Source organism: Amycolatopsis sp. La24, from assembly GCF_029087445.1.
Taxonomy (GTDB): domain Bacteria; phylum Actinomycetota; class Actinomycetes; order Mycobacteriales; family Pseudonocardiaceae; genus Amycolatopsis; species Amycolatopsis nivea.
This window is the reverse complement of the sequence record NZ_JARACH010000123.1, coordinates 1-7,988: the sequence shown is the minus strand read 5'-3', so window position 1 is coordinate 7,988 and position 7,988 is coordinate 1. Positions and strand designations below refer to the sequence as shown.

Below are 7,988 nucleotides of genomic sequence, written 5' to 3'. Positions count from 1 at the left end.
GCTGGCGCGGGGTTTGCGCATGGTGCGGCCGGTGCGCAGGGCGCGGGCCAGCTCGCGGCGCAGTTCGCCGCGGCCTTGGACGTAGAGGGCCTGGTAGATCGTTTCGTGGGTCACGTGCAGCTCCGGCCGGTCGGGGTGGTCGCGGCGCAGCCGGGCGGCGATCTGCTCCGGGCTGAATTTGTCGGTCAGCATCGCCTGCACCCGGTCCCGCAGTTCGGGGCAGGCCGCGATCTTGCCTGTTTTCGGTCGCGGGCGCCGTGCCCGGGCGAGGTCGTGGGCGGCGTGGGGCCGGTATTCGCCGCAGGGGCGGGCGTTGCGGGCGATCTCCCGGCTGATCGTGGACGGGCTGCGGCCCAGCTCGGCCGCGATCGCCCGCCGCGAGCGGCCCGCCGCCAGCCCGTCCGCGATCGCGATCCGCTCGCCCGCGCTCAGGAACCGGCCCGAGTCCGGCCCGGGCCGCGCGGCCGGGCGCGCGGTCGCGCCCGCCCGGCTCGGCCTCCCGTGCCGCCAATAGTGCCCGGTCCTGCGGTCGACCCCGACCCTGCGGCACGCCTCGACCGTGCCCACGCCCTCCGCCACAAGATCAAAATAGCGGCGGCGTTCCGCCGCCAGCCTCACCCGGCCCCGCGGAGCCCGACCACGCCCGACCACGACCACTGCAACCCCTGCACAACTCAGGCGTTGCAACCACCACTAGAACCCAAGCAGATTCCCTCAGGGTTCCCCTCGCGTACGGGGTCAGTCGCGGATGGCGAAGGTCCAGCGGGCGTGCGCACCTGGGCCCACAGTCAGGGTCGAGTGCCCCAACTGCTCGACGTGTCTTGTTCCAGTGGGCTGGTTCAGAGCCAGGTCGAGTTGGCGCAAACCGACTTGGTCTGCGGTTACCGTGTCGAAGCGGATGGTGGTCATGCCGTCGAAAGCCACGGCACCGGTGGGCAACTGGCGCACGGTCATTCCTCCGGCGCGCAGCAGGGGCAGGGTGTTGCCCAGGTCGCGTGCGGTGATGCCGATGCGGATGCCGGTGACGTCGCGCATCTGGTGGTTGCGGTAGTCGTCCGGCAAGTACCGGTTGCGGCTGATGTCGCCGGGGTAGTGCGCGGGGCTGGTGTTGCTGCGCGGGTCCGCGAAGTACTCCTCGCGGTATTCCATGCCCCAGGCACCGAAGGTGTCGTACTGGTCGGTGGTGAAGACTCCGTTGAACCACGGGACCGGCTTGCCGTCGCCGAAGTCGCGGGTTTGCAGGAATTCCAGCGGGTTCGCGATGCCCGCGTCGTGCAGGCGCTGGACCACTGTGGACAGTTGTCCGGTGTGTTCGACCGAGACTCCCAGGCCCGCCGAACCGAGGTCGCCGTCCTTGCCGGGGACGTCGCCGACACCGAAGAGTTCCACGTAGGTTTCCCGGCCCATCAGGTACCGGCCGGTCCATTTTTCGCTGCCCGCGCCCGTGGTGGTGCGGACCTGGAAGTTCGCGAAGTCCTTGAGATAGGCCGAATGCTCGATGGCGTCGGCGGTCTCGCGGTCGAGGACGCCGTAGCCGTGGTTGAAGTGCAGCAAGGTCTGCTCGCTCGCGTGTGCGGTGCCGGTCGCGGCCAGGGTCAGGAGCACGACCAGGAGCTGGAGGATCGTCCGGGTTCTTCGAGGTTTCGACATGGCCGAGGAGAGTAAGGCGGCGGCGGCCGGACGGCGGCGTTTTCGTGGAACTCGACCGCAACGGCCTACTGAGAATGTCTTTCTCGTTGTCCGGTCAAGTGGAAATTAGTTCACTTGGAGCAGTGACAGTGCATCACATTTAGTAACAGAATCAGGTCCTCGTGCCACCTGATCGGGTGGCGCGTCGCGAGGGCATCCGAAAGGACCTGTCATGACCACTCACCACTGGGGACCCGCCGGGAGGGCGCGCCGCCGCCTGACCGGTGCGGTGCTCGCCGCGGCTGCCGCCCTGCTCGTGGCGACCGCGCCGGACGCTGGGGCCGCACCTGCCGCGGCCTCGGGCACCTCGGCCGAAACTCCGGACAACCACCAGATGGGCGCCTCCATCCGGGCGCACGAAGGAGGCGGCACGGGGGTCGCGCCGGCGTCGGTCGAGGCGACCACGTCGGGCATCGACGTGAGCAGCTACCAAGGGGCGGTCGACTGGCAGTCCTATTGGAACCAGGGCAAACGGTTCGCCTACGTGAAGGCGACCGAGGGCACCGGCTACCAGAACCCGGACTTCACCCAGCAGTACAACGGTTCGTACAACGTCGGCATGATCCGCGGCGCGTACCACTACGGCCGCCCCGACCTTTCCGGCGGCGCGGCGCAGGCCGACTACTTCGTCGCGCACGGCGGCGGCTGGTCGAAGGACGGCAAGACCCTGCCGGGCACGCTCGACATCGAATGGGGACCCAACTCCGCCTGCTACGGGCTGAGCCAGTCCGCGATGGTGTCGTGGATCAAGGCGTTCAGCGACGAGTACCACGCGAAGACGTCGCGCTGGCCGGTGATCTACACGGCCACCAGCTGGTGGACCCAGTGCACCGGCAACAAGGGCGACTTCAGCTCGACCAACCCGCTGTGGGTGGCGGCGTACTCGTCATCGCCGGGCGCGCTGCCGTACAACTGGGGCTTCTACACCTTCTGGCAGTACACCTCGACGCCGCTCGACCAGGACTACTTCAGCGCGGGCATCGACCGGCTGAAGGTGCTGGCCACCGGCTGAACCGGGCCCGTTCGGGAGTCCGGTCCGGCCGGGCTCCCGGACGGGGCCGTGCCCAGGCGAGGACCGCCAGCCCGGCCAGCGTGCCCGGCAGTCCGGTCGCGACTTTGGCCGCGACCAGCCAGGCGTTCGCCGGGTCGAGGCTGAGCAGGCCGGTCACCGCCGCCCGGACGAGAAAGCCCGCGGCGAGGATCGCGGTCGCGACCGTGAACCGGCGGCGCGCGGCGCGTTCGGTCCCGGCGCGGCCGATCGCCGCCCAGCCGATACCGACGAGCGGCCGCCGCACGACGATCGACCCGGCCAGCACCAGCGCGGCCAGCAGGTACCAGACGAGGTCGGGCAGGAAAAGCCCGCCGCCGGATCCGGTCTGCCACGCGATGAACCCGGCGATGCCGACGCCGACCAGCCCGCCGAACGCCGGTCCCTTCGGATTTCCGCGCCGGATCCGGACCGCTGCGAGCACGGCGGCGAGGGCAGCCGCGGCGCCGACCGCGATTCCGGTACCAGCGACGGCGTTGAGCGGCGCGAGGACCGCCGAGGGGATCGCGGACAGGACGATCCCGGACGGTGTGTCGATCCGCGGTCTCGGCGCGGGATTCGCTTTCCTGCCAAGGAAACGCCGCTTCACTCCAGTGCTCCCGCCACTGACCGGGCCGCCTGGTCGGGGGCGTCACCGTACCCGATCGCCAGCCGCACCAGCAGATCCGCCAGCGCTGCCTGCCCCGCGGCCTCCGGCAACGCGCCGCTGAGCACCATCGTCGCCAGCCCGTGCTGCGTGCTCCACACCTGAGCCGCGCACATTTCCGTCTGCTCCGCGGGCACGCCGGGAAACCGGCCGGACCCCACCGCCTGGTCGAGAAGCTTCCGCAGCAGCAAGAAACAGGCCTCGCCCGCACGGTCGTCGTCCAGCGGACGGTCGACGAACATCGCCCGGTACAGATGCGGTTCGGCCATCCCGAACCGGAAAAACGCCGCCACCGCTGCGGCGAGGGCGGTCACCGGGTCTTCAGCGGGGGAATCCATCGTCTCTTCGAGCCGGCGAAAGCCCTCCAGTCGCACCTCCCGGCGCAACTGTTCGACGCTGCCGAAGTAGGTGTAGACCGCCGTCGTCGACACGCCCAGCTCGCGGGCCAGCCGCCGAGTCGACAAGGCTGGACCGCCTTCCTCGGCCAGCACCTGGGCGGCCGTCGCCAGAAGGCTTTCGCGAAGTGCGGCATCACGCTGTCTCGGGCTCACATCCCCGATAGTAAAACGGCGTTGCGTAACAGTGCAACACTAAAAATTCGCCAGGACCTCCATGACCGCGCCGACGATCCGCCGGGTCTGCGGCTGGCACGCCGCCCACGTCGTCAGCGGCACGCCCGGCTCGACCAGCTCGCTCCAGGCCCACTCGGGCAGCATCCGGTTCGCACTGGGGCGGCTGAGCAGCACCGCGTCCGCCTCGACCGCCTCCGCGCAGGCCAGCGCGTTCTCGTTGAACCGCGCGAGCCGCCAGTTCGGCGACACTCCAAGCCCGTGCGCCGCGGCGAGCATCTGGTCGTGCCCGGCCGGGACCTGCGCCCGCGAATGCGCCAGCACCCGGACGTCGTCGAGATCCCGCAACCGGCAGTGGGCGCGCCCGAAAAGCTTGTGACCAGGCCGGATCGCGACGCCGAAGGGATGTTCGAACAACAACCGCCCATGCAGCGTCGACGGCGGGTTCTGGTGGATCAGCCCGATGTCGATCCGTCCTTCGCTGAGCATTCGCAGCTGCTCGGTGCTGCTGGCGTCCAAAAACGACAGTGCGGCATCCGGCACTTGACGGCGGATTTCCGCGAGCGCCGCGAGCACCCAGTCCTGCGGAATCCCGGGCGGCAACGCGATCTCGACCTGCTCCTTGACCGGAGCCGCGGACCGCGTGACCTCCCGTGTCGCGTCCGCGAGCCGCAGCAGCTGCCGCGCGTGCTCGTGCAACGCCCGGCCGGCGACCGTCGCCTGCACGCCCGTCGGCACGCGGTCGAACAACGGCGTCCCGAGTTCGCGTTCGAGGACCCGGATCTGCCTGGTCAGCGCGGGCTGCGACATCAGCAGCAAGCCGGCCGCCCGGCTGATCGACCCCTCGGTGAACACGGCCACGAAATAGCGCAGCTGACGCAGTTCCATACCCTGGGGTTATACCCCCTTCGTTTGCGCCGCGGCGGCTGCCGGCGGACGCTGGGTGGCGACGGGAACCGCTGACACCGGAAGGAGCCGCTGCCCCGATGAGCAAACGCCAAGTCCAGGTACGCCGGGTCTACGACGCCCCGGAATCCAGCGACGGCGCGCGGGTCCTGGTCGACCGGCTGTGGCCGCGCGGGCTGAGCAAGGACCGCGCGCATCTGGACGACTGGCTCAAGCAGATCTCCCCGTCGACGGACCTGCGCAAGTGGTACTCCCACGACCCGGACCGCTACGACGAATTCGCCGAGCGCTACCGCTCGGAACTGGAAGAACCGGAACGCGCGGAAGCCTTGGACCAGTTGCGCGCACTGGCGAAAAAGGGTCCGCTGACGCTGCTGACCGCGACCAAACGCAGCGACATCAGCGAAGCGGCGGTCCTGGCCGACCTGCTCAGCTAGCGTTCAGCTGCCGACCTGGATGCCGTTGCGCTCGGCATACCTGCTGCCCCATTCGTACAACGCGGTCAGCGCCGGGCGCAGCTCGTCGCCTTCGGGGGTCAGCCGGTACTCGACCGTCGGCACCCGGCCGCCCACCTCGGTCCGGTCCACCAGCCCGGCCGCGGCCAGCTCCCGCAGCTGTTCGGTGAGCACCTTCTCGGTGATCGACGGAATGGCCCGGCGCAGCTGGCCGTAGCGGTGCGGGCCTTCCTTGAGCCGCGCCAGGATCACCGGCTTCCACTTCCCGCCCATGACGTCGACGGCCAGCTCGACCGCACAGGAGTAGCGCGCTTTCATCCCCCCATCATCGCCTAGTACGCACCGGAAAGTGCGTACTAGGCGCGCGGCCGGGCGCGTGCTTGGGTGATCCGGTGATCATCGAGTACATCCGGTACCGCATCCCGGACGGCGGGCACGCGGACTTCGAAGCCGCTTACCGACGCGCGGCCAAGTCGCTCGCTGCCGCGGAACAGTGTCACGAGTACGAACTCTCGCACGCCGTCGACGAGCCGGGCAGCTATGTCCTGCGCATCGTCTGGACCTCCGCAGAGGCCCATCTCAAGGGCTTCCGCGGCGGCCCTCATTTCGCCGCGTTCTTCGCCGAGATCCGGCCCTATGTCGAGCAGATCGAAGAGATGCGGCATTACGAGCGCACCGAGGTGACCGGCCCGGGCAGTGCGGTGCCGACGCTCTATGAGTGGGCAGGCGGAGCGCCCGCGCTAGCCAGGCTGACCGAGGCGTTCTACGCGAAAGTGCCCGAGGACGACCTGCTGGCCGAGGTGTTCGCGGGGATGAGCCCGTCACACCCCGCCCACGTGGCGGTTTGGCTAGGCGAGGTATTCGGCGGCCCGCCCGCGTACACCGAGCGACACGGCGGACACGCGCACATGATCTCCAGGCACACCGGCCGCGCGATCACCGAACCGCAGCGACGCCGGTGGGTTTCGCTGCTCCTGGCCACCGCGGACGAGGTCGGGTTGCCTAATGACCCGGAGTTCCGTGCCGTGCTCGCGGGATATTTGGAGTGGGGCAGCAGGCTCGCGGTGGTGTTCTCCGCCCCGGACGCCGGGCCGGTGGGCGACCAGCCGGTGCCTCGGTGGGGTTGGGGGTCGGCTCCTCCGTGGAGCGGGAGCTGAATCCGCGTTATCCCTTGCGGCGATGAGAAGTGCCGCACCGCCAGAAACGACACCACGGGTCCGGTAAACTGCGGGCATTCCACAGTAGACCGTCGGCCGACGGTCACGCTGGCGATTCCCTTCGCCACTCCCGGCAATGACATCGTCCTGTTCCGCGCGAATGTTTCGCCCGCTCCGGAAGCCCAGGCGAATTCGGCTGTTCGCCGCAACCTCGATTCGGGCGTTCGGCGGCACCCGCGGCGGGGTAGTTGGGGCACGCTCGGTGTCCTTCGGGGCGCGAAATCCCGGTTCGAGCCGGTGTTTCGCGTCGCGGGCCAAGGGAGGGGGCCGCGCTGGCGTCTACTGTGGACGTCCGGGGCCGTTCGTTTCGGATATGGTTGGCGGAATGGCTGATCTGACGCTCACCGGCCTTCGGGTCGTGGTCGAGGTTGCCCGCACCGGGTCGTTCAGTGCTGCCGCACATCGGCTCGGCTACACGCAATCCGCGGTGTCGCGGCAGATCGCGGCGAGCGAACGTGCTACTGGAACCGCGTTGTTCGAACGGCATGCACGTGGAATCCGTCCTACGACAGCAGGAGAAGTGCTGATCCGGCACGCCGGTCGGGTGCTGGAAAGCGTGAGTGCGGCCGGAAAAGAGCTCGCCGGACTCCGTGACCGGCTGGCCGGGCGGATCTCGGTCGGCGGATTTCCCGCCGCGTCGGCGGTTTTGCTGCCGCGCGCGGTTTCCCGGCTGCTGCGCGCGCATCCGGGCGTGGAGGTGCAGCTCGCCGAATCCGCGACGTCCGCGCAACTCCAGTCGCTGCGCCGCGGCCGCCTCGACGTCGCGGTGGCCGTCACCGGCGACGGTTTGCCGGAATACGATTTCGAAGGCTTGCGCCGCAGCGAATTGCGCAGCGGAATCGGGTACGGAGTGGCAGTAGCGGAATCGCATCCGTTCGCCGGGCGAAGCTGGGTCGAGCCGGACGAGTTGGCCGAACAGCAGTGGATCGTCGGCGCGGGCGGCTCGCCGGAATTCGGGACGTGGCCGGGCATCGCCGGGCCGTCGATCGCGTTCGCGGTGCGCGCGTGGCCGACCCGGCTCGGCTTGGTCGCGGCGGGGCTGGGAATTTCATTGGTGCCCGGGTTCGCGGCGGATTCGCTGCCTGCCGACGTCCGATGGATCCCCGTACGCGACGAGTGCGGCGGGTTGCGCCGCGTGCTGTGGGCGGTGGCGGGGGAGCGGCCGGAGCCTGCTGCGGTGGCGATGGTGCGGGCGCTGGAGGAAGAAGCAGGGGCGATTGGCCGAGGCTGCTAGGCGACGGGTTCGCGAGTGGCTGGATTTGGCGCGATGTGCGCGCTATGACTCCGTGCGGTGAGGTGTGCCGTATCGAGTGGGTGACCGGGATTTACCTGGTGTGATGTCTCAGGACATGGGTGACAGTTCCGCATCAGGACTTGGGTGACGGTTGGTGTGTCAGGACTTCGGTGACGGTTGTTGTTTCTTCGGGCGGGTGCCTGGGCGTCGGCCGTTGCCGACGT

The 7,988-nt window shown here is 69.5% G+C and carries 10 protein-coding genes; 4 read left to right on the top strand and 6 right to left on the bottom strand.

Annotated elements, in window-relative coordinates; all coding sequences use genetic code 11:
- Nucleotides 1–579: helix-turn-helix domain-containing protein (locus PUT80_RS45805; RefSeq protein ID WP_275295878.1), on the bottom strand; the 579-nt coding region annotated here is incomplete at its 3' end.
- A gap of 159 nt (nt 580–738) precedes the next feature.
- Nucleotides 739–1,650, bottom strand: coding sequence for a DUF5829 family protein (locus tag PUT80_RS45800; protein ID WP_275295877.1), 912 nt, complete (start codon nt 1,648–1,650; stop codon nt 739–741).
- A gap of 211 nt (nt 1,651–1,861) precedes the next feature.
- Between PUT80_RS45800 and PUT80_RS45795 the strand changes: the two genes are divergently transcribed.
- The gene (locus PUT80_RS45795) at nt 1,862–2,701 is read left to right on the top strand and encodes a GH25 family lysozyme (RefSeq protein ID WP_078870432.1); all 840 of its coding nucleotides are present in this window, start codon (nt 1,862–1,864) and stop codon (nt 2,699–2,701) included.
- On the opposite strand, the gene PUT80_RS45790 is transcribed toward PUT80_RS45795, so the two are convergent.
- The 3 genes from PUT80_RS45790 to PUT80_RS45780 are packed head-to-tail and all read right to left on the bottom strand — an operon-like array spanning nt 2,658 to nt 4,840.
- Nucleotides 2,658–3,326 (bottom strand): DUF3159 domain-containing protein, encoded by a 669-nt coding sequence (locus PUT80_RS45790; protein WP_051728903.1) that lies wholly within the window; start codon nt 3,324–3,326, stop codon nt 2,658–2,660. The two genes, PUT80_RS45795 and PUT80_RS45790, sit on opposite strands and share 44 nt — an antisense overlap.
- Complete coding sequence (locus PUT80_RS45785; protein WP_078870431.1) at nt 3,323–3,934, bottom strand: TetR/AcrR family transcriptional regulator; 612 nt, start codon at nt 3,932–3,934, stop codon at nt 3,323–3,325. Before PUT80_RS45785 ends, PUT80_RS45790 begins: the two co-directional genes overlap by 4 nt.
- A 39-nt stretch (nt 3,935–3,973) precedes the next feature.
- On the bottom strand, nt 3,974–4,840 hold the full coding sequence (locus PUT80_RS45780; RefSeq protein WP_275295876.1) for a LysR family transcriptional regulator: 867 nt from the start codon (nt 4,838–4,840) through the stop codon (nt 3,974–3,976).
- Nucleotides 4,841–4,938: 98 nt separating this feature from the next.
- On the opposite strand from PUT80_RS45780, the gene PUT80_RS45775 reads away from it, so the two are divergent.
- Entirely contained in the window at nt 4,939–5,295 is a 357-nt protein-coding gene (locus PUT80_RS45775; RefSeq protein ID WP_037812305.1) for a DUF488 family protein, read from the top strand.
- Between the two features lie 3 nt (nt 5,296–5,298).
- Here PUT80_RS45775 and PUT80_RS45770 read toward each other — a convergent pair whose 3' ends face one another.
- Nucleotides 5,299–5,631, bottom strand: coding sequence for a helix-turn-helix domain-containing protein (locus PUT80_RS45770; RefSeq protein WP_275295875.1), 333 nt, complete (start codon nt 5,629–5,631; stop codon nt 5,299–5,301).
- Between the two features lie 74 nt (nt 5,632–5,705).
- Here PUT80_RS45770 and PUT80_RS45765 point away from each other — a divergent pair, with 74 nt between their 5' ends.
- On the top strand, nt 5,706–6,470 hold the full coding sequence (locus PUT80_RS45765) for an antibiotic biosynthesis monooxygenase (protein WP_275295874.1): 765 nt from the start codon (nt 5,706–5,708) through the stop codon (nt 6,468–6,470).
- A gap of 385 nt (nt 6,471–6,855) precedes the next feature.
- The gene (locus PUT80_RS45760) at nt 6,856–7,764 is read left to right on the top strand and encodes a LysR family transcriptional regulator (protein WP_275295873.1); all 909 of its coding nucleotides are present in this window, start codon (nt 6,856–6,858) and stop codon (nt 7,762–7,764) included.
- Nucleotides 7,765–7,988: the final 224 nt, after the last annotated feature.

Bases quoted from the DNA above. Each gene is read 5' to 3' on its own strand.
- PUT80_RS45780 (WP_275295876.1), bottom strand. From the start codon at position 4,840: ATGGAACTGCGTCAGCTGCGCTATTTCGTGGCCGTGTTCACCGAGGGG.
- PUT80_RS45775 (WP_037812305.1), top strand. From the start codon at position 4,939: ATGAGCAAACGCCAAGTCCAGGTACGCCGGGTCTACGACGCCCCGGAA.
- PUT80_RS45760 (WP_275295873.1), top strand. From the start codon at position 6,856: ATGGCTGATCTGACGCTCACCGGCCTTCGGGTCGTGGTCGAGGTTGCC.
- PUT80_RS45770 (WP_275295875.1), bottom strand. From the start codon at position 5,631: ATGAAAGCGCGCTACTCCTGTGCGGTCGAGCTGGCCGTCGACGTCATG.
- PUT80_RS45800 (WP_275295877.1), bottom strand. From the start codon at position 1,650: ATGTCGAAACCTCGAAGAACCCGGACGATCCTCCAGCTCCTGGTCGTG.
- PUT80_RS45795 (WP_078870432.1), top strand. From the start codon at position 1,862: ATGACCACTCACCACTGGGGACCCGCCGGGAGGGCGCGCCGCCGCCTG.